The organism is Streptomyces sp. NPDC026538 (assembly GCF_055567535.1).
Map to the genome: position 1 here is coordinate 337,766 of NZ_JBVHQG010000011.1, position 20,205 is coordinate 357,970.

The following is a 20,205-nucleotide window of genomic DNA, read 5'->3' on the forward strand; positions in this document are numbered from 1 at the left end:
CAGTCTGCACGGCCGGCCACCTACTCCCAGCGGAACCAGCGCGCCGCCGCGGCCGTCAGCAGCACCGCCCAGACGGCGAGCACGCCCAGGTGGTCCCAGCCCGGCCAGTGTCCGGCGGCGGCCTGGTCCAGGGCGCGGGCCGCCGCACCGAACGGGGTCAGCTGGACCACCCGGGCCAGTGCGTGCGGCATCTCCCGCACCGGGAGCCACACGCCCGCGCAGAACATCATCGGGAAGAACACCGCCGAGCCGATCGCGCCCGCGATCTTCGTGGTGCGGGACAGCGCGGAGACGACGGAGCCGAGGGCGAGGGCGGCCACGGTCGTGAGCAGCAGCGCCAGCAGGTACCCGCCCGGCTGCTTCGGCAGCCGTACGTCGAAGGCGAGCCGGCCGACGACGAGCGCGAGCAGTGCCGAGCCCAGCGCGACGGCGCCCTGCACGACCATCTGCGCGGACAGCAGCGCGGAGGGCTGTACGGGGGTGAGCCGCATCCGGCGCAGGATGCCCCGCTCCCGGTGGCCGGTCAGGACCTGGGGCAGCGACTGCACCCCGGACATGATCAGGGCGATCAGTACGGCGACGGGTACATAGGCGTCGACCGGCCGCAGCCCGCCCAGGGAGTTGTCGGCGTCCCGGAACGAGGGGATCGAGCCGAGGATCACCAGGAGCAGTGTCGGGAACAGGAAGATCCAGAAGACGGCGCCGGGTTCGCGGCGGAACAACCGGAACTCGGTGCGCAGGACGGCGGTGTTCATACCGCTTCCTCCTTCGTCAGGTCCAGGAACGCGTCGTCGAGGGTCGCGTCCACGACCCGGAGCTGGTGGGCGGTGACGCGGTGCCGGGCGAGCAGGCTGATGACCGCGTTCACGGTCTCGTCGGTGCCGGAGAGGGTGACCCGGCCGTCCTTGTGGGCGATCGAGGCGAGGTCCGGGAGCGCGGCCAGGTCGTGGTCGTCCAGCGGAGCGGACGGGGTGAAGCTGATGACGGTGGCCCCGGCGGAACGGCGGATCAGCCCGGCCGGGGTGTCCAGGGCGGCCACCCGCCCCTTGTCGATCACCGCGATCCGGTCGCACAGCCGCTGTGCCTCCTCCATGAAATGTGTGACGAGGAGGACGGTGACGCCACGGTCCCGCACGTCCTCGATCAGCTCCCAGGTGTCCCGCCGGGCCCGCGGATCGAGCCCGGTGGTCAGCTCGTCGAGGACCACGACCCGGGGGTTCCCGATCAACGCCAGCGCGATGAACAGGCGTTGCCGCTGCCCGCCGGAGAGCTTGCCGAACCGGGTGGTGAGCTTGTCGGTGAGCGCGAGCCGCTCGGCGAGCGGGGCCCAGTCGAGCGGGGCCGGATAGAAGGAGGCGTACAGCTCGAGGGCCTCGCGGACGGTGAGCTTGGGCTGCAGTTCGCTCTGCTGGAGCTGGGCGCCGAGGACGCGGGCGACCTTCTCGTGCTCGGCGACGGGATCGAGCCCGGTGACCCGGACGCGCCCGCCGTCGGGCACCCGCAGTCCCTCCACACACTCCACGGTGGTGGTCTTGCCGGCGCCGTTCGGACCGAGGATCCCGAAGATCTCCCCTTCCTCGACGGCGAGACTCACCCCGTCCACGACGGCCCGGCCGCCGTACGACTTGCGCAGGTCTGTCACTTCGATGACGGATGGCATGCTCCGAGGGTCCCGTCCGGGCCCGGTCCGCCACATCGCCCGCTCCGCTGGAAGCGGCATCAACCGATCGGCTGATGCGGCGGATCCGGTCGTACGACCCTCGAATCCTCCAACGCTCCCCCGGCTCCCGGCCTGGCTCGAACCGGGGACCCCCAGGTCGTAGGACCAGCGGCGGATTCCGGTCCGGCCAAAACTCGGTAGGCGTTGTCAGTGCCGATCCGTAGGCTCGATCCTGATGCCTCCGACACGTGCAACCACCAAGGACCGGTCCGCCGTCCGTACCCTGCTGCGCCTGTGGCCGTACGTACGGCCGGTACGGGCGCGACTGTCCGTCGCCGCCTTCGTGGCCGTGATCGCCTCCTGTACGGGACTCGTCATCCCGCTCGTCCTCAAGTGGATGGTGGACGGCCCGGTGGCCGACCGGGACCCCGGCGGGGTCTGGCTCGGCGCGCTGTACCTCCTGCTGCTCGGGATCGCCGAAGCGCTGCTCTTCGGGCTGCGGCGCTGGCTGGTGGCCAGACCTCTCTCGCGCGTCGAGGCGGGCATGCGGGCGGACCTCTACGGCCATCTGCAGCGTCTGCCGGTCGCCTTCCACGACCGCTGGGCCTCCGGTCAGCTGCTCTCCCGCGCCACCACCGACCTGATGCTGCTCCGCATGTTCCTCGCCTTTCCGCTGACCTTCCTCCTGGTCAACGGGGTCACCATCCTCGTCGGCGTGGTCATCATGCTGCTCCAGGACTGGACGCTGGGCCTGGTCATCCTCGTCCCCACCATCCCCGTGATGGTGACGTGCGCGATCTTCGAGAAGCGGTACGCGGCGGTGGCCCGGCTCGCCCAGGACCAGGTGGGCGACCTGACGACGGTGGTCGAGGAGAGCGTGCTCGGCATCCGCATCATCAAGGGGTTCGGCCGGCACCGCAGCCAGGCGCGGGCGTTCCGCGACCTGGTGTGGACCCTGCGGGGCACGGAGCTGCGCAAGGCGCGGATGCTGGCGGCGATCTGGGGCGTCATCGTGACCCTCCCGGAGCTGGCCATCGGGGCGGCGCTGCTGTGGGGGTCGGTCCAGGTCGCGGAGGGCGAGCTGAGCGCGGGCACGCTGGTGGCGTTCCTGTCGACGGCCCTGGCGCTGCGCTGGCCGGTGGAGTCGATCGGCTTCCTGCTGGCGATGAGTCAGGAAGCGGCCACGGCCACCGAGCGGTACTTCGAGGTGCGGGACGCGGCGCGGGAGGACGCGGATTCCGGTGCGGGTGAGCGGGGGCTGAGCGCGCAGTTCCCCGCGCCCCTGCGGGGCGCGGCAGAGCGCCCCGTCAGGGGCGCGGGGCGAGACAGTATGCGGCTCCGCCGCGTGGGCGCGACCAGCCCCCACCGGCCCGCGGCCGACGACGGCCCTCTCCCCTCGGCCCCCGAACCCGACGGCATCCGGTTCGAGAACGTGCGGTTCCGTTACCCGGACGCCTCCCCCGACTCGCCCCCCACCCTCGCCCACATCGACCTCCACATCCGCCCCGGCGAGTCCATGGCCCTCGTCGGTGCCACCGGCAGCGGGAAGACCACCCTCACCGCTCTCGTCCCCCGCCTGCACGAGACGACCTCCGGGCGGATCACCCTCGACGGCCGGGACATCACCACCATGCCCCGCGAGGAACTCCGCGCCCTGGTCGCCGTGGCGTTCGAGGAACCCACCCTCTTCTCCGCCTCGGTCGGCGAGAACGTGCTGATGGGAGCGGAGGACGGCGCCGGCGAACCGGAGCTGGACCGTGCCCTGGCCGTCGCCCAGGCGGACTTCGCGCACGCCCTCCCGCACGGCACCGCGACACAGGTCGGCGAGCAGGGCCTCAGCCTCTCCGGCGGCCAGCGCCAGCGCCTCGCACTGGCGCGGGCGGTCGTCGGCCGGCCCCGCTTCCTGGTACTGGACGACCCGCTCTCCGCCCTGGACGTGCACACGGAGGCCGCCGTGGAGGCCGCGCTGCGCGACGTACTCGCCGACACCACCGCCCTGATCGTCGCCCACCGCCCCTCCACCGTCCTGCTCGCCGACCGCGTCGCCCTGCTCTCCGAGGGCCGTGTCACCGCCGTCGGCACCCACCACGAACTGCTCCGCGACAACGCCGAGTACGCCCGCCTGATGTCCGGGGAGGATCACCGCCGATGACCGCCGCCACCTCCCCGCCCGTCCCCGACGAGGACGACGAACTCCCCCGCCCGAAACCGGCGGACGACTCAGACGCCGCCGACGCCACCGGCGCCGGCTCCGGCGACCTCTTCGACCGGGACGTCCTGCCCGTCCCGCCCGGCGCCACGGCCACCCTGCTGCGCTCGCTGCTCGCACCGATGAAGGCGCGGGTCGCGGTGACCACGCTCCTGCTGCTGTTCCAGCAGGCGGCCGCGCAGGCGGGCCCGCTGCTGGTGGCCTACGCCATCGACCGTGCCGTACCGGCGTTCCGCCACCACGACCACGGCCCGCTGATCGCGGTGGCGGTCGGCTACGGCCTGAGCGCCCTGCTCTCCGGAGGCCTCCAGTACGCCTTCATCGAGGCCTCCGCGCGCGTGAACCAGGACGTCCTCCTCGACCTGCGCGGCCGTATCTTCCGCCACGCGCAGGCCCTGAGCATCGACTTCCACGAGCGGTACACGTCGGGCCGGCTGATCTCCCGCTCCACCACGGACGTCGAGTCGCTGCGCGAGCTGCTCAGCGAGGGCCTCCAGGAGCTGGTCACGGTGATCCTCTCCTTCGTCTACATCTCGGCGATGCTGCTCTGGCTGGACCTGGGCCTGGGCGCGGTGGCCGTGGCCTCTTTCGTGCCGCTGTACCTGCTGGTGCGGCTGTACCAGCGGCGTGCGGTGCGGGTGTACAAGGCACGGTCCACGGCCATCGCGGCGGTGATCGTGAAGTTCGTGGAGACGATGAACGGCATCCGCCCGGTGCGCGCGTTCCGCCGGGAGGCCGCCAACGACGCCGAGTTCGCCGTACTCAACCGCCGCCACGAACGCACCAACGGCGACGCGCTCCTCGAAATGGCGCGGTACGTGGTCGGCTCCCGGCTGGTCGCCAACACCTCGGTCGCGGTGATCGTGCTGTGGGGCGCCTACCGGGTGGCGTCCGGCTCCCTGGAGCTGGGTGTCCTGGCCGCGGCCGTCCTGTATCTGCGCCGGCTGTACGACCCGATCGACCGGCTCGGCATGTTCCTCAACTCCTACCAGTCGGCGGCCGCCTCGCTGGAGAAGATCGCGGGCCTGCTGGCCCAGACCCCGTCCGTGCCGGAGCCCTCGGTCCCCAGGGAGCTGCCTCCGCCGGCGAGCGAACTGCCCGGCCGCGAGGTCGTCTTCGACGGTGTCCGCTTCGCCTACCGCACGGGCGGCGAGGTGCTGCCCCGTTTCGGCCTCACCCTTCCGGCCGGCCAGACGGTCGCGGTGGTCGGCTCCACCGGCGCCGGCAAGTCGACCCTCGCCAAGCTGCTCGCCCGCTTCTACGACCCGACCGACGGACGGGTCCTCCTGGACGGCGTGGACCTGCGCGAACTGACCGTGTCCGAACTGCGGCGCGGGGTCGTGATGGTCACCCAGGAGGCGTTCCTGTTCTCCGGCACGGTCGCCGAGAACATCGCCATCGGCCGGCCGGACGCCACCCGTGAGGAGATCGAGCAGGCGGCGAAGGCGATCGGCGCGCACGAGTTCATCGCGGCCCTGCCCGACGGCTACGACACGGACGTCCGCAAGCGCGGCGGGCGCATTTCGGCCGGGCAGCGCCAACTGGTGGCCTTCGCACGCGCCTTGCTCGCCGACCCGGCGGTGCTGATCCTCGACGAAGCGACCAGTTCCCTGGACATCCCCGGCGAACGGGCCGTGCAACGGGCCATGTCGACGGTGCTGAAGGGCCGTACGGCGGTGGTGATCGCGCACCGGCTGTCCACCGTGGAGATCGCCGACCGGGTGCTGGTGATGGAGCACGGCCGGATCGTCGAGGACGGTCGCCCGGCCGAACTCATCGCGGGCACCGGCCGGTTCGCGGACCTGCACCGGGCGTGGCGGGACAGTCTGGCCTAGCGAGGAGAACGGGGGTCGCGGGGTGATCAACGCGTACGAGGATCCGGGCACGCCCGACACACGCGGTGGCTGGTACTACCTGTGGTGGCTGGTGCACCGCCAGCCGGGCCGCTCGCTGGCCGGGGCGCTGCTGGGCAGCGCCTGGCTGACGCTGATGGCCGGAACGCCGTACCTGATGGCCCGGGCCGTGGACGACGGCCTGGTGCCGGGGCACCTGTGGGTGCTGGCCGGGTGGACGGCCGCGATCTTCGTCCTCGGGGCGGTCAACGCGTGGATCAGCATCATGCGCCACCGCACGATGACCCGGGTGCGCATGGACGCGTACTTCCGGACGATCAAGGTGGTCGTCGGCCACGCGGTACGGCTCGGTGCCGCACTGCCCCGGCGGACGGGAGCCGGTGAGGTCGTCACGATCGGCGTCGGTGACGTGCACACCATCGCCCAGGCGCTGACCGTCGTCGGCCCCGGGGTGGGCGCGGTCGTGGTGTACGCGGTGGTGGCCGGCCTGCTGGTGCCCATCTCGCCCCTGCTGACCTTCGTGGTCCTGCTCGGAGTGCCGGTGGTGGCGCTGCTCGCGGGCCCGCTGACCCGGCGGCTCCAGGGCCGGGAGACCGAGTACCGGGAACGCCAGGGCGTCCTCACGGCCCGCATCGGGGACCTCGCGGGCGGCCTCCGCGTCCTCAACGGCCTCGGCGGCAAGGGCCTGTTCGCGGACGCCTTCCGCAAGGACTCACAGCACCTGCGCGTGCAGGGCTACCGGGTGGGCGCGGTCGCCAGCTGGGTCCAGGCCCTGGGCGTCGGCCTGCCCACGGTGTACCTGGCGGTGGTGACCTGGATCGCGGCCCGGATGGCCGCCCGCGGGGAGATCACGGTGGGCCAGCTGGTGTCGGTGTACGGCTATGTCGCGGTCCTGGTGGGCCCGGTGGCGTTCTTCCTGGACATGGGCTACCAACTCAGCCGGGGCGTGGTGGCCGCCCGCAGGGTGGTGGGCCTGCTGCACCTGGCCCCGGAGCCGGACGAGGGCACGGAGCAGGCCCCGGCCGGCCCGACGGTCCTGCACGACCCGGAGTCGGGGGTACGGGTGCGCCCGGGCCGGCTGACGGCACTGGTGGGCGCGAACTCGACGGAGACGACGGCGGTGATCGACCGCCTGGGCCGCTACACACGGTCGAACGTCACCTGGGGAGAGACCCGCCTGGACGCCGTCCCCCTACAGGAGGTCCGGTCCCGCATCCTGGTGGCGGACAACGATGCCCACTTCTTCGCCGACCGCCTGCGCAACGCCCTGAGGGGCGCGGAGCTGTATCAGACGGGCGGCCACAACGCGCCCCGCAGGGGCGCCGGGAACCGCGCGATCAACCACGAACCACCCGCACCCGCCGCCGCGCCTTCCGTCGCACCCCCTGACGCGCGAACCACCCACGCCCTCCACGCGGCCGCGGCGAACGACATCGTCCAGGCCCTCCCGAACGGCCTCGACTCGGAGATCTCCGCCCAGGCCCGCAACCTCTCCGGCGGCCAACGCCAACGCATCCGCCTGGCCCGCGCCCTCCTCACCGACCCCGAGGTCCTCCTCGCCGTGGAACCCACCTCCGCTCTCGACGCCCACACGGAGTCCCTCGTGGCGGAGCGCCTGCGCACCGCCCGCGCCGGCCGCACCACCCTCCTCACCACCACCTCCCCCCTGATGCTGGCCCGCGCCGACGAGGTGGTCTTCCTGGTCGACGGCAAGGTCGCGGCGACCGGCACCCACGAGGGCCTGCTGGAGTACGAGCCCGGCTACCGCGCCCTGGTGGCGCGGGACGCGGAGGAGGAAGAGGAGGCCGTACGGTGACGGCGAGCCAACTGCCCGTCGCCGCACGGGCCGATGTGCGGCGGGCCGTGCTCCGCCTGGTGCGGGCCGACCGCGGGGCCTTCTCGGCCGCCTTGCTGCTGAACGCGCTCGCCGCCGGCACCGGCCTGGCCGGCCCGTGGCTGGTCGGCCGGATCGTGGACGCGGTCCGGGCCGGCCGCGGCGTCGGCGCCGTGGACCGTCTCGCCCTGGGGATCCTGCTCTGCTCGCTCGCCCAGCTGCTGCTCGCCCGCTCCGCCCGCTACCTCGGCCACCGGTTCGGGGAGCGGACCCTGGCCCGGGTGCGCGAGGAGTTCGTGGACCGGGCGCTCGCCCTGCCCGCGTCGGTCGTGGAGCGGGCCGGCTCCGGGGATCTGACCGCGCGCGGCACCTCCGACGTGAGCACCGTCGGCACCACGCTGCGCGACGTCGGGCCCGAACTGCTGGTCTGCTCGGTGCAGGCGCTGTTCGTGATGGCCGCGGTCTTCGCACTGGATCCGATGCTGGGCGCGTTCGGGGTGCTCGGGCTGACCCCGATCTGGTTCGCCCTGCGCTGGTATCTGCGCCGGGCCCGGGACGGCTATCTCGGGGAGGGCGCGACGACCTCCGGGGTCGCGGAGATCGTCACGGCGACGGTGGCGGGCGCGCGCACGGTGGAGGCGTTCCGGCTCCAGGAGCAGCGGATCGCGGCGAGCCGGGAAGCGCTGGAGGCCAACCGGAAGACCCGCTTCTACACGCTGTATCTGCGGACCGTGTTCTTCCCGGCGGTCGAGGTGTCGTACACCCTGCCGGTGGCCGGGGTGCTGCTGGTCGGCGGACTGCTCCATGTCGGGGTCGGCGTGGTGGTGTCGGCGGCGCTGTATCTGAGGCAGTTCACGGAGCCGCTGGACCAGATCCTGATGCGGGTGGAGCAACTCCAGTCCAGCAGCGCCTCGTTCGCCCGGGTCGAGGGGCTGGCGCAGGCACCGCGGACCGAGGCGGACGGCGGGTCGCCGGCTCCGGCGGACGACCGGATCGACGTGCGCGGGGTGCGGTACGCCTATGAGCACGGCGGCGAGGTGCTGCGCGGGGTGGATCTCACGGTGCGGCCCGGGGAGCGGCTGGCGGTGGTCGGACCGTCCGGCGCCGGGAAGACGACGCTGAGCCGGCTGCTGGCGGGCGTCGACGCGCCGGGGTCGGGCACCGTGACCGTGGGCGGGGTGCCGATCGCCGGGCTGGCACCGGAGCTGCTGCGCCGCCAGGTCGTCCTGGTCACCCAGGAACACCACGTCTTCCTCGGCACGGTCCGGGACAACCTGCTGATCGCCGAACCGTCCGCGGGCGACACGGACCTGTGGACGGCGCTGACGGCCGTCGGCGCCGACGGCTGGGTCCGCGGCCTCCCCGGCGGCCTCGACACCGTGCTCGGCGCGGGCGGTCGGGCCACGGACGGCTCCCAGGCGCAGCAACTCGCGCTGGCCCGCGTGGTGCTGGCGGACCCGCACACGCTGATCCTGGACGAGGCGACGGCGCTGCTGGACCCGGCGACCGCCCGGCACGCCGAGCGGGCCCTGGCCGCCGTCCTCGAGGGCCGGACGGTCATCGCCATCGCCCACCGGCTGCACACCGCGCACGACGCCGACCGGGTGGCCGTGATGGAGGACGGCCTGCTCACCGAACTGGGCACCCACGAGGAGCTGGTGGCCGCGGGCGGGGCGTACGCGGCGCTCTGGGCGACCTGGCACGGCGACAAGGTGCCCTGACGCCGGTCCGCTCGCCGAACGATCCGCATACCGAACATGAACATCCGGTCAACGAACGATTTCCGGCCAAATTCCTGACGCGGTCCTGACAGATCGCGTTTTCTGGTGCCACTCTTCCCACGGCCGACTCACAGCAACCCCACAGAATCACCCTGTCGCTGCCGGGTCCGGCACTGCACGCGTACGTGGTTCCGCGTTCCGCCTGTTCCGCATGTTCTGCCCGGACGGCCCACCCGCCCTCCGGATCTCCCCTGGCCGCGTGACCCGCGGCCACGCAGAAGGAGTCAGTGTTGAGAAGCAGTTCCTCTCGCAGACGCACCCCCCACCGCACCGCAGTAGTGGCCCTCGCGGGCGTCACCGCCCTGATCGCCGCCGCCGTCCAGTCGGGCGCCGCCAGCGCCACCCCGGCCGCACCGCAGGCCGGCAGGATCAACCCCGCGCACGCCGCCGTCAAGCTCTCGCCCTCGCAGCGCGCGGAGCTGCTGCGTGACGCGACCGCCGAGAAGGCCGCCACAGCCAGGTCGATAGGCCTCGGCACCAAGGAGAAGCTGGTCGTCAAGGACGTCGTGAAGGACGCCGACGGCACCGTCCACACCCGCTACGAGCGCACCTACGCGGGCCTCCCGGTCCTCGGCGGCGACCTGATCGTCGACACCGCCAAGTCGGGCGCCACCGAGCGTGTCATCAAGGCGAACAACGCCACGCTCAAGGTCGCCGACCTCACCCCGGCGGTCAGCGCGGCGAGCGCCGAGAAGCAGGCCGTCTCCCGCGCCAGGACCCTCGGCTCCACCAAGTCGGCGGCCGACGGCGCCCGCAAGGTGATCTGGGCCGGCTCCGGCACCCCCGTCCTCGCCTACGAGACGGTCGTCGGCGGCTTCCAGGACGACGGCACCCCCAACCAGCTGCACGTCATCACCGACGCCGCCACCGGCAAGAAGCTCTTCGAGTACCAGGGCATCGAGAACGTCACGGGCACCGGCAACACCCAGTACAGCGGGACGGTGTCGCTGTCGACGACCCAGTCGGGCTCGACGTACAACCTGACCGACGGCGACCGCGGCGGCCACAAGACGTACAACCTGAACCACGGCACCTCGGGCACCGGCACGCTGTTCTCGCAGTCGAGCAACACCTGGGGCAACGGCACCACGTCGAACGCCGCCACCGCGGGCGCCGACGCGCACTACGGTGCCGCCGAGACCTGGGACTTCTACAAGAACACCTTCGGCCGCAGCGGCATCAAGAACAACGGTGTCGGCGCCTACTCCCGGGTCCACTACGGCAACTCGTACGTGAACGCGTTCTGGGACGACGGCTGCTTCTGCATGACGTACGGCGACGGTTCCGGCAACGCGGACCCGCTGACCGCCCTCGACGTGGCCGGCCACGAGATGAGCCACGGTGTCACCTCCAACACCGCGGGTCTCAACTACAGCGGCGAGTCCGGCGGCCTGAACGAGGCCACCTCGGACATCTTCGGCACCGGCGTGGAGTTCTACGCGGCCAACTCCTCCGACGTCGGCGACTACCTCATCGGCGAGAAGATCGACATCAACGGCGACGGCACCCCGCTGCGCTACATGGACAAGCCGAGCAAGGACGGCGGTTCGGCCGACTACTGGTCCTCGTCGGTCGGCGGACTCGACGTGCACTACTCGTCCGGCGTGGCGAACCACTTCTTCTACCTGCTGAGCGAGGGCAGCGGCGCCAAGGTCATCAACGGCGTCAGCTACAACTCGCCCACGAAGGACGGCCTTCCGGTCACCGGCATCGGCCGGGCCAAGGCGCTCCAGATCTGGTACCGGGCGCTCACCACCAAGTTCACCTCGACCACCAACTACGCGGCCGCCCGCACCGGCACCCTCGCGGCGGCGGGTGAGCTGTACGGCACCACGAGCACCGAGTACAAGGCGGTGCAGGACGCCTGGGCGGCCGTGGCGGTCGGCTCGCGCTCCGGCGGCGGTGGCGGTACGGGCACCTCGTACGAGAGCACCACACCCGTGTCGATTCCGGACAACGGGCCGGCGGTCACCTCGTCGATCACGGTCTCCGGCCGGACCGGGAACGCGCCGACCAACCTCCAGGTGACGCCGAATATCAGCCACACCTGGCGCGGCGACCTGGTGATCGACCTCGTCGGTCCGTCCGGGACGTCGTACCGCCTGAAGGCCTTCAGCTCGTCCGACTCCGCGGACAACGTGACGGACACCTACACGGTGAACGCCTCGTCGGAATCGGCCAATGGGACCTGGAAGCTGAAGGTCCAGGACCAGGCCGCACAGGACGTCGGCACGATCAACAGCTGGAAGCTGACCTTCCCGTAAACCGCAGGACACGGGCGTGAGCGACGGGCGCCGTCCGGGGGTTCGACTCCCCTCGGGCGGCGCCCGTTTTACATGCTCGCAATGTTCACCCAACACCTACTTTTCGGCCAACATCACTTCAGGGTCCTGACATGTACGCGACCTTGATGCCACTCTTCCTTCACCCGTCGCACAGCACAGCAACTTCACAACCCCACAGCCGGGCCGGTAACCCCACATCGCCCCGGACTCCCCACATTCTGAAGGAGCTTGAGTGAGCCCCCTCTACGCGCGTCACAAGCGCACCACTCTGGCCATAGCCACCGCTGTCGCCGCCGGCGCCCTGCTCACCACGGGTATGACCGCGAACGCCACGGCCGCCGCCAAGCAGCCGCTGGCTGCCGCCCCCACCCTGCTCTCCAACTCCGCCCGCACCGCCCTCATCCAGAAGGCGCAGGCGGACGTCACCGAGACCGCGCAGCAGATAGGCCTCGGCGCCAAGGAGAAGCTGGTCGTCAAGGACGTCGTGAAGGACGTCGACGGCACCGTCCACACGCGCTACGAGCGCACCTACGCGGGCCTCCCGGTCCTCGGCGGCGACCTGGTCGTGCACACCTCCAAGGCCGGCAAGACCGAGGGCGTCACCAAGGCGACCAAGACGGCCATCAAGGTGGCCTCCCTCAAGCCGCAGATCAGCACCGCCAAGGCGGAGAAGTCGGCGCTCACCGCCGCCAAGTCGCTGGGCTCCAGCAAGTCGGCGGCCGACGGCGCCCGCAAGGTCATCTGGGCCGGCTCCGGCACCCCCGTCCTCGCCTACGAGACGGTCGTCGGCGGCTTCCAGGACGACGGCACCCCCAACCAGCTGCACGTCATCACCGACGCCGCCACCGGCAAGAAGCTCTTCGAGTACCAGGGCATCGAGAACGCCACCGGCACCGGCAAGACGCTGTACTCGGGCACCGTCAGCCTCGACACCACCCTGTCGGGCTCGACGTACAGCCTGACCGACGCCACGCGCGGCAGCCACAAGACGTACAACCTGAAGCACGGCACGTCCGGCACCGGCACGCTGTTCACCGACGCGGACAACGTCTGGGGCACCGGCACCGCCTCCAGCTCCACCACCGACCAGACCGCCGCCGCGGATGCCGCCTACGGCGCCCAGGAGACGTGGGACTTCTACAAGAACACCTTCGGCCGCAGCGGCATCAAGAACAACGGCGTCGGCGCCTACTCCCGCGTGCACTACGGCAGCTCGTACGTCAACGCGTTCTGGGACGACAGCTGCTTCTGCATGACCTACGGCGACGGCTCGAGCAACACCCACCCGCTGACCTCGCTGGACGTGGCCGGCCACGAGATGAGCCACGGCGTCACCGCCAACACCGCGGGCCTCAACTACAGCGGCGAGTCCGGCGGCCTGAACGAGGCCACCTCCGACATCTTCGGCACCGGCGTGGAGTTCTACGCGGCCAACTCCTCCGACGTCGGCGACTACCTCATCGGCGAGAAGATCAACATCAACGGCGACGGCACCCCGCTGCGCTACATGGACCAGCCCAGCAAGGACGGCGGCTCCGCCAACTACTGGTCCTCCTCGGTCGGCAACCTCGACGTGCACTACTCGTCGGGTGTCGCCAACCACTTCTTCTACCTGCTGTCCGAGGGCAGCGGCGCGAAGACGATCAACGGCGTCAGCTACAACTCGCCTACGTACAACGGCTCCACGGTCACCGGCATCGGCCGGGCCAAGGCGCTGCAGATCTGGTACAAGGCGCTGACGACGTACTTCACGTCGACCACCAACTACAAGTCGGCGCGCACCGGCACCCTCTCGGCGGCGGCCGCCCTGTACGGCTCCGGCTCCACCGAGTACAACGCGGTGGCGGCGGCCTGGACGGCCGTCAACGTGACCTGATAGCAGCGGTACGGACGGACCCCGGGACGAAGGTGTCCCCGGGGTCCGTCCTACGCTCTCTCCCATGTCCTTCACGTACGAGGCGGTCGGCGCGACCCGCGAGGACCTCGCCGCCTGCCCGCCCGGCTTCCGCCCCCTCCATGTGCGCACGCGCATAGGCGAGGGCGCGGAGGTCTTCCACAAGGCCGCCGAGACGGTCCTCACCTGGGAACTCCACCGCGCCCTGGGCGTCGGCATCGAGGCCTCCGCCGACCGCGCGGCCCCCGGCGTCGACGTCACGGTCACGCTCGCCGGCCTCATCAAAGCCCCCTGTCGTGTCGTCTGGACGCTGGAGGAGTCCCGCCGCGCCGGCTGGGCCTACGGCACCCTCACCGGCCATCCCGAATGCGGCGAGGAGGCCTTCGTGGTCGACCGCACGGGCGACGGCACCGTGTGGCTGACGGTCGCGGCCTTCAGCAAGGCGGCGAAGTGGTACGCCCGGGCGGGCGGCGCCGCGACCCGGGGGCTCCAGCACGCGTACGCCCGCCGCTGCGGGGCGGTACTGCGGAGGCTGTGCGCAGCGGCGGAGCCGGAGTTCTGACGGTCAGACGGGCATCGCCCGCGCATGCTGGTCCCGCAACACCGCCCATGCCCGCTCCTGCTCAGGGCCGGGCATGTCGGTCGCCTGAAATCCGATGCGCGGCGGCCGGCTCATTCCGAGTCCATGCTGTGGGTCTCCCGGCGGAACGGCTCCCTCATCAAGGCCAGCCGCTGCGGCCGCCAGATGTCGTCCCTTTCGTTCAGGCTGAGTTCGCCGTTGCTGCGCAGCAGCCAGATCACCTCGAACTGGAAGTGCAGCACCGCGTCGCCGTCGATCCGCTCCAGCAACGGCGCCACCAGACGGATCATGTCGTCCTGCTGCTCCGCGACCTCGACCCCTTTGGCCATACGGAAGCCCACCCCGACCCTGGGCGTGAAACCGAGACCGGCGACGACGGGGTGCCATGGATGCGGCGGTTCCTGCCGGACGACGCTCACGCATGTCCCCAGCCGGCTGAGCGCGAACACCCCGCGCTCCGTCAGTCGTACGGCCGTCATCGACGCGTCGAACACACCGGTCTCGGTGCCGACCCCGGCGAGACGTGAGGCGACCTCGGCGACAGCCGATCCCGTCGCGATGTCGAGGTCGAATTCGATGGCCATTGAGAAAATATCCCCTGATTCCTACGGATAGAGATGAACGACGGGCTCCGAGGTCGGCATTGCTGTCTCCGAGGTTGAGGACGACACGTTCCGTCTGTCCCTTGTCCACCTTCTTCTCGATCTGACCCTCGATCCGGAAATCAGGCTTCGTGCCGTTCGGCATGGTTCGGCAAGGCGGCGGCAGCGAAAGGCGAGCCGTGAGCCGAGGGCGGGCAAAGATCGCCCGCCCTCGGTCGTCCGTCGTCCCGGTGTCACCGCATCAGCACGCCGGCCCCTTCCACCGCGCTCTCCGGCGGGGATGTCACCAAGCCCAGTTCCGCGCTGGAGGCAAGGAGCCGGTGGGCCGGGAGGACGCGGACCGTGTAGCCGTAGGGGCCCGTGCGGTCCAGGGAGAGGGGGCCCTCGTAGGTCCAGTGGCCCTCCAGGTCCGGGCCTCCCGTCGGCTTCAAGGGGACCGTCGTCGCGTCCGTGATGCGGTCCTCCGGGTCGACCCGGCCGGAGACCGCCTGGACCTCCACGTCGTCGGGTGTGAGGTCGCCGAGGCGGACCCGGACGCGCAGCGCGAGGGTGGTGCCGAGTTCGGCGGTGGCCGTGGCCGCGGTGGTCTCCACGTGGTCGACCGACACCCCGTGCCAGGCGCCCCGCACCCTGCTCTTCCAGGCGGACAGTTCACGGGCCGTGTCGGTGGTCATCGAGCGGTGGGCGTGCGCCGCGGGGGTGTAGAGGCGCTCCACGTACTCCCGGACCATCCGGCCCGCCAGCACCTTCGGGCCCAGCAGGGTCAGCGTCTGGCGGACCATCTCGATCCAGCGGTCCGGGAACCCGCTCTGCCCGCGCTCGTAGAAGCGCGGGGTGACCCGCTCTTCGAGGAGGTCGTAGAGGGCGGCCGCCTCGATGTCGTCCCGGCGCTCGGGATCGGTGCCGGCGCCGTCCGCGGTCGGGATCGCCCAGCCGAAGTCCGGCTGGAACCATTCGTCCCACCAGCCGTCCAGGACGGAGAGGTTGAGGCCGCCGTTGAGCGCCGACTTCATCCCGCTGGTCCCGCACGCCTCCAGCGGGCGCAGCGGGTTGTTCAGCCAGATGTCGCAGCCGGTCAGCAGCTTCTGCGCCATCGCCATGCCGTAGTCGGGCAGGAAGACGATCCGGTGCCGGACCCGCGGGTCGTCGGCGAACCGGACCAGTTCCTGGACCAGCCGCTTGCCGCCGTCGTCCGCCGGGTGCGCCTTTCCGGCCACCACGACCTGGATCGGCCGTTCGGCGTGCAGCAGCAGGTCCATCAGCCGGTCGCGGTCGCGCAGCATGAGCGTGAGCCGCTTGTACGAGGGGACGCGCCGGGCGAACCCGATGGTCAGCACGTCCGGGTCGAGGGCGTGGTCGATCCAGCCCAGCTCGGCGGTCCCGGCACCCCGTTGCCGCCAGGAGGCGCGCAGCCGGTCCCGGACCTCGAGCACCAGTTGCTCCCGCAGGTTCCGGCGCAGGTCCCAGATCTCCTGGTCGCTGACGTCGGCGACGGCGTCCCAGCGCTCGGTGCCGCCGACGGTCAGCGCCTCCTCGGTACGGCGGTCGCCCAGCTGCCGGGCCCCCAGCCGGACCACCTCGGGGGCCACCCAGGTAGGCGCGTGCACCCCGTTGGTCACGGAGGTGATCGGCACCTCGTCGGCGTCGAACCCCGGCCACAGTCCGGAGAACATCTCCCGGCTGACGTTGCCGTGCAGCAGCGAGACGCCGTTGGCGCGCTGGGCCAGCCGCAGTCCCATCACGGCCATGTTGAAGAGGTTGGGTTCGCCGCCGGGGTAGGTCTCCATCCCCAGGCGCAGGATGTGCTCCACCCCGATCCCGGGCAGTTCGGCGTCGGGGCCGAAGTGGTGGGCGACCAGCTCCCGGTCGAAGCGGTCGATGCCGGCCGGGACGGGGGTGTGGGTGGTGAAGACGGTACCGGCGCGCACCGCCTCCAGCGCGGAGTCGAAGTCCAGCCCCTGGGCACAGAGTTCGGCGATCCGCTCCAGGCCCAGGAAGCCGGCGTGCCCCTCGTTGGTGTGGAAGACCTCGGGCTCGGGGTGGCCGGTCAGCCGGCAGTACGTCCGTACGGCGCGCACCCCCCCTATGCCGAGCAGCATCTCCTGGAGCAGGCGGTGCTCGCTGCCGCCGCCGTAGAGCCGGTCGGTGACCCCGCGTCCGCCGAGGTCGTTCTCCTCCACGTCGGAGTCCAGCATCAGCAGCGGCACCCGGCCCACCTGGGCCAGCCAGATCCGGGCCCGCAGCGGCCGGCCGCCGGGCAGGGCCAGGGAGACATGCGCCGGGGTGCCGTCGGCGTCCTTCAGCGGCACCACCGGAAGTTCGTTCGGGTCGAGGACGGGATAGTGCTCCTGCTGCCAGCCGTCCCGGGAGAGGGTCTGCCGGAAGTACCCGTGCCGGTACAGGAGGCCGACGCCGATCAGCGGTACGCCGAGATCGCTGGCCGACTTGAGGTGGTCGCCGGCCAGGATGCCGAGACCGCCGGAGTACTGCGGCAGGGCGGCGGTGATGCCGAACTCGGGCGAGAAGTAGGCGACGGCCGCCGGGAGCTCGGCGGCCTGCGGCCGGGACTGGTACCAGCGGTCGCCGGTCACATAGTCGTTGAGGTCGTCCGCGACCGCCGTCAGCCGGCGCAGGAACCGGCGGTCCCCGGCCAGCTCGGCCAGCCGTGCCGTCGGCACACTGCCGAGCAGCCGCACCGGATCGCCCTCCGAGGCGGCCCAGCGCTCGGGGTCGACGGTCTGGAAGAGGTCACGGGTCTCGGTATGCCAGGACCAGCGCAGATTGCGGGCCAGGTCGCTGAGGGGGCGGAGGGAGTCGGGGAGAACGGGACGGACGGTGAACCGACGGATCGCCTTCACATTCCACTCCACGCGTTCGTGGTGAGAGCCGTACGGCGGTGTGCGGCTCGGCGTCCCTCAGACGGTACCGGTGTCGAGGGGGCCGTTGTCGGAGCTCCGGCACCAGACCCCGGCTCCGTCCCCCGGTGGACGGACCGAGACGCGTCACGCCTCCTTGTGGGACCCGGCCCCGCACGAGACGCTGCCCCCTTGAGCTGAGGAGGGGGAACTCACAGCCATGTCACAGACGATCAACCGGCGTCCGCGTCTGGTGGGGGGCTTGACCGCGGTCGTCACGGCCGCGGTGCTGTCGGCGGCCACCCTGCCCGCACACGCCGTACCGGAGGGGACCGTACTGGGCGCCGGCCGACCGGGCTCGGTCGGCGGAAGCTATCTGGTGACCCTGGAAGAGGGGATCAAGGGGGCGTCGGCCGCCGGGAAGGACGTCGCCACCCGCTATGGGGCGAAAATAAGCCATACTTACGGCCGGGTGCTGAACGGATACGCCGTCCAGGCAAGCGCTGGACAGGCCCGGCGGCTCGCCGCGGACCCGCGGGTCGCGTCCGTCGTCCAGGACACCCGGATAGGGCTCGACCGCACCCAGACGAACCCGCCGTCCTGGGGTCTGGACCGTGTCGACCAGGCGGGTCTGCCGCTCGACAGGACGTACACCTGGCCGGGGTCGGGGGGCGCGGGCGTCACCGTCTACGTGATCGACACCGGCATCAGGATCAGCAACCGCGACTTCGGCGGCCGGGCGGGCTACGGCTGGGACTTCGTCGGGAACGACGGATCCGCCGGCGACGGCAACGGACACGGCACACATGTCGCCGGCACCATCGCCGGGACCCGCTACGGCATCGCCAAGAAGGCGCGGGTCGTCTCCGTACGGGTCATGGACAACGCGGGCAGGGGCACCACCGCCCAGGTCATCGCCGGTATCGACTGGGTCACCGCACACGCCCGCAAGCCGGCGGTGGCCAACCTCAGCCTGGGCGGTGCGCACAACGCCCAACTCGACGCCGCGGTGCGGAACTCGATCCGGTCCGGGATGACCTACACCGTCGCGGCCGGCAACGACGGCGTCCCGGCCGCCCGTTCCTCACCGGCCGACGTACCGCAGGCCCTCACCGTCGGCGCCACCGACCGCACCGACGCCCGCGCCCGCTTCTCCAACTTCGGTGGAGCCGTCGACCTGTTCGCCCCGGGCGTGGCGATCACCTCGGACTCGTACGCGAGCGACACCGGCAGGACGACCTACTCGGGCACCTCGATGGCGTCACCGCATGTGGCGGGCGCCGCCGCGCTCTATCTCGCCGGTCACCCGAAGGCCACCCCGGCTCAGGTCGCCGCGGCCCTGATTGCAGGGGCCGCGAGCGGGAAGGTGACCGGTGCGGGACCGGGGTCACCGAACCGGCTCCTCCGGGTGCCGGGAACGTAAAGCGTTTTCCCCATGCGAACACGCCACCGGCCTCGTTCGTACAGAACGGGGCCGGTCTTGTGCGTAGACATACGGCTGAGTAGTTAACAAAGTGCCGGATTGCCCACCCGAATAGGGTGGGAAGGCTCCTCCGGTACACCCGATGGACACAGCGCTGATACCCCGCACAGGTAGACCCTCAAGTACAGCCTCGGAAACAGCCGCAGGACCCGTCTCGCCACCATCCATCCGCCCACACCCTCGTTGCCGCGGACAGGAGCGGTCATGCCCGCCACGCACCAGTCGTCAGCACCTCCGACACAGCGCACGTCATCCCGTGCCGCACCCCCCGCGGACGAGGCCACCGCCGTCGGCCGCATACCCGTCCTCGACGTCCGTCCCCTGGTCCAGCAGGGGCGCCGGCCCGCCAAAGCGGTGACCGGGGAGTCGTTCGAGGTCACCGCCACCGTCTTCCGCGAGGGCCATGACGCCGTCGCCGCCAATGTCGTACTGAAGGACCCCAAGGGCCGCCGGGGTCCCTGGACCCCGATGCGGGAGCTGGCCCCCGGCACCGACCGCTGGGGCGCCGAGGTCACCGTCGACGGGAAACCGGGCCGCTGGACCTATCAGGTGGAGGCCTGGGGAGATCCGGTCACCACCTGGCGCCACCACGCCCAGATCAAGATCCCGGCGGGCATCGACACCGGTCTGGTCCTGGAGGAGGGCGCACGGCTCTACGAACGGGCCGCGGCCGGGGTGCCGAAGAACAAGAAGCGGGAGGTCGTCCTGGCCGCCGCCCAGGCTCTGCGCGACGAGGACCGTCCCGCACCCTGGCGCCTCGCCGCCGCGCTCAGCCCCGAGGTCGACAAGATCCTGACCCGGTATCCGCTGCGGGAACTGGTCACCTGCTCCGAGCCGTTGCCGCTGCTCGTCGAGCGCGAGCGGGCCCTGTACGGCTCCTGGTACGAGTTCTTCCCCCGCTCCGAGGGCACCCCCGAGCGCCCGCACGGCACCTTCCGGACTGCGGCCCGCCGGCTGCCGGCGATCGCGGAGATGGGCTTCGACGTCGTCTACCTCCCGCCCATCCACCCCATCGGCACCACCTTCCGCAAGGGCCGCAACAACACCCTCGACCCCACCCCCGACGACGTCGGCGTGCCCTGGGCGATCGGCTCCCCGGAGGGCGGGCACGACGCCGTCCACCCGGACCTGGGGACCCTGGAGGACTTCCGGTGGTTCGTGGCCGAGGC

Annotated in this window: 13 protein-coding genes; 9 read left to right on the forward strand and 4 right to left on the reverse strand. The window is 71.5% G+C overall.

All coding sequences use genetic code 11. The features are described 5' to 3' along the window. Positions 1-20: 20 nt before the first annotated feature. Positions 21-755, reverse strand: coding sequence for an ABC transporter permease (locus tag ACZ4N4_RS36700; protein ID WP_467597008.1), 735 nt, complete (start codon positions 753-755; stop codon positions 21-23). Further along, a complete protein-coding gene (locus ACZ4N4_RS36705; protein WP_467597011.1) occupies positions 752-1,660 on the reverse strand; it encodes an ABC transporter ATP-binding protein in 909 nt (302 codons plus the stop codon). The genes ACZ4N4_RS36700 and ACZ4N4_RS36705 overlap by 4 nt, the downstream gene beginning before the upstream one ends. Before the next feature lie 235 nt (positions 1,661-1,895). Between ACZ4N4_RS36705 and ACZ4N4_RS36710 the strand changes: the two genes are divergently transcribed. From ACZ4N4_RS36710 to ACZ4N4_RS36740, 7 genes are all read left to right on the forward strand, one after another. Continuing rightward, positions 1,896-3,812: an ABC transporter ATP-binding protein gene (locus tag ACZ4N4_RS36710; protein ID WP_467597014.1), complete on the forward strand. Its 1,917-nt coding sequence runs from the start codon at positions 1,896-1,898 to the stop codon at positions 3,810-3,812. Next, complete coding sequence (locus ACZ4N4_RS36715) at positions 3,809-5,704, forward strand: ABC transporter ATP-binding protein (RefSeq protein ID WP_467597017.1); 1,896 nt, start codon at positions 3,809-3,811, stop codon at positions 5,702-5,704. The genes ACZ4N4_RS36710 and ACZ4N4_RS36715 overlap by 4 nt, the downstream gene beginning before the upstream one ends. Before the next feature lie 22 nt (positions 5,705-5,726). Further along, positions 5,727-7,538, forward strand: a complete 1,812-nt coding sequence (locus tag ACZ4N4_RS36720) for an ABC transporter transmembrane domain-containing protein (protein WP_467597020.1) — start codon at positions 5,727-5,729, stop codon at positions 7,536-7,538. After that, positions 7,535-9,277, forward strand: a complete 1,743-nt coding sequence (locus tag ACZ4N4_RS36725) for an ABC transporter ATP-binding protein (RefSeq protein WP_467597023.1) — start codon at positions 7,535-7,537, stop codon at positions 9,275-9,277. Before ACZ4N4_RS36720 ends, ACZ4N4_RS36725 begins: the two co-directional genes overlap by 4 nt. A gap of 290 nt (positions 9,278-9,567) precedes the next feature. After that, a complete protein-coding gene (locus ACZ4N4_RS36730; RefSeq protein ID WP_453580739.1) occupies positions 9,568-11,601 on the forward strand; it encodes a M4 family metallopeptidase in 2,034 nt (677 codons plus the stop codon). Positions 11,602-11,854: 253 nt separating this feature from the next. Beyond that, positions 11,855-13,498 (forward strand): M4 family metallopeptidase, encoded by a 1,644-nt coding sequence (locus tag ACZ4N4_RS36735; RefSeq protein WP_467597027.1) that lies wholly within the window; start codon positions 11,855-11,857, stop codon positions 13,496-13,498. A 64-nt stretch (positions 13,499-13,562) separates the two neighbouring features. Further along, positions 13,563-14,078 (forward strand): DUF1990 family protein, encoded by a 516-nt coding sequence (locus tag ACZ4N4_RS36740; protein WP_453580733.1) that lies wholly within the window; start codon positions 13,563-13,565, stop codon positions 14,076-14,078. Positions 14,079-14,188: 110 nt separating this feature from the next. On the opposite strand, the gene ACZ4N4_RS36745 is transcribed toward ACZ4N4_RS36740, so the two are convergent. Both ACZ4N4_RS36745 and ACZ4N4_RS36750 read right to left on the reverse strand, forming a co-directional pair. Next, positions 14,189-14,680 carry a SitI3 family protein gene (locus ACZ4N4_RS36745; protein ID WP_467597030.1) on the reverse strand — a complete coding sequence of 164 codons (492 nt, stop codon included), beginning with the start codon at positions 14,678-14,680 and terminating at the stop codon, positions 14,189-14,191. 251 nt (positions 14,681-14,931) lie between these two features. Continuing rightward, positions 14,932-17,556 carry a glycosyltransferase family 1 protein gene (locus ACZ4N4_RS36750; protein ID WP_467597069.1) on the reverse strand — a complete coding sequence of 875 codons (2,625 nt, stop codon included), beginning with the start codon at positions 17,554-17,556 and terminating at the stop codon, positions 14,932-14,934. 217 nt (positions 17,557-17,773) lie between these two features. On the opposite strand from ACZ4N4_RS36750, the gene ACZ4N4_RS36755 reads away from it, so the two are divergent. Beyond that, on the forward strand, positions 17,774-18,976 hold the full coding sequence (locus tag ACZ4N4_RS36755) for a S8 family peptidase (protein WP_467597033.1): 1,203 nt from the start codon (positions 17,774-17,776) through the stop codon (positions 18,974-18,976). Between the two features lie 264 nt (positions 18,977-19,240). Continuing rightward, positions 19,241-20,205: maltotransferase domain-containing protein (locus tag ACZ4N4_RS36760; RefSeq protein ID WP_467597036.1), on the forward strand; the 965-nt coding region annotated here is incomplete at its 3' end.